This is a genomic window from Mesorhizobium sp. P5_C1, from assembly GCF_054049815.1.
Genome location: NZ_JBFULQ010001056.1, coordinates 1 through 1,102 on the forward strand (window position 1 = coordinate 1; position 1,102 = coordinate 1,102).

The following is a 1,102-nucleotide window of genomic DNA, read 5'->3' on the forward strand; positions in this document are numbered from 1 at the left end:
TCCTGAGATAGGGCAGGATGGTCTCGTAGGCGCCGAAACGCTTGATTGCATCCTCATTGGAGACGGCGGCGGTGATGATGACATCCTCCCCCTGCTTCCAGTTCGCCGGCGTCGCTACCTGGTGTTTGGCGGTCAGCTGCATGGAATCGACTGCGCGCAGGATCTCGTCGAAGTTACGGCCCGTGGTCATTGGGTAGGTGAGCACCAGCTTGATCTTCTTGTCCGGCCCGATGACATAGACCGAGCGCACCGTGGCGTTGTCGGCGGGCGTGCGACCCTCCGACGTCTCGCCGGCGCCGCCCGGCAGCATGTCGTAGAGCTTGGCGACCTTGAGGTCCCTGTCGCCGATCAGCGGATAGTTCACCGAGTGGCCGGTCGCCGTCTTGATGTCGTCCTGCCATTTGCCGTGGCTTTCGACCGGATCGACCGAAATGCCGATGATCTTGACATTGCGTTTCTTGAACTCGCCCTCCAGCCCGGCCATCGTGCCAAGCTCGGTCGTGCAGACCGGGGTGAAATTCTTCGGGTGGCTGAACAGGATCGCCCAGCCGTCACCGATCCATTCATGGAACTTGATCGTCCCTTGCGTGGTCTCGGCGGTGAAGTCCGGCGCGATGTCGTTGATACGAAGGCTCATGGCACATCTCCCCTGAAACAAATTCTGCCAGCAGAGAGGGCTACGGGCGGCAAACCATGCCGCCATCAAGGCGTCCCCACGCTCCGGCATTGCTGCATCTTAGCGCAAAAATCGCGGCCGCGAGATAATATGAAACTCTTGTCGGCGGCAGAACGAACATTTTTGTGCTGCAGACGGCAACGCCAGCGCATGCGAGCCACGAGCCACGTGTGGGCAGGAAGGCTCCGTGCGCCTCAGGCCTTGTTGACCGCCAGCGTCTCCGTCAGATCTTCCATGCGCTGCGCCAGTGCACCAAGCGCGTTGGTCAGCACACTGTCGTTCTTGTCGGCCTTGGTCAGCGCATCGTCGCGCGTCTTGCGCAAGGTCAGCACTTCACTTTCCATGCCCTTGACGCGCTTCTGCAACTCCGAGAGCTCGTCCATCACCATGATGCCGGCCATGACGGTCAGCCGCTGGTCGCCGATC

2 protein-coding genes are annotated in these 1,102 nt (G+C 61.1%); both read right to left on the minus strand.

What is annotated here, in order from left to right; genetic code table 11:
* Positions 1 to 637, minus strand: a 637-nt coding sequence (locus tag ACXJ7R_RS33840) for a peroxiredoxin (protein WP_457155590.1), incomplete at its 3' end; no start/stop codon positions are given.
* A gap of 233 nt (positions 638 to 870) precedes the next feature.
* Positions 871 to 1,102, minus strand: a 232-nt coding sequence (gene zapA, locus ACXJ7R_RS33845; protein WP_457155591.1) for a cell division protein ZapA, incomplete at its 5' end; no start/stop codon positions are given.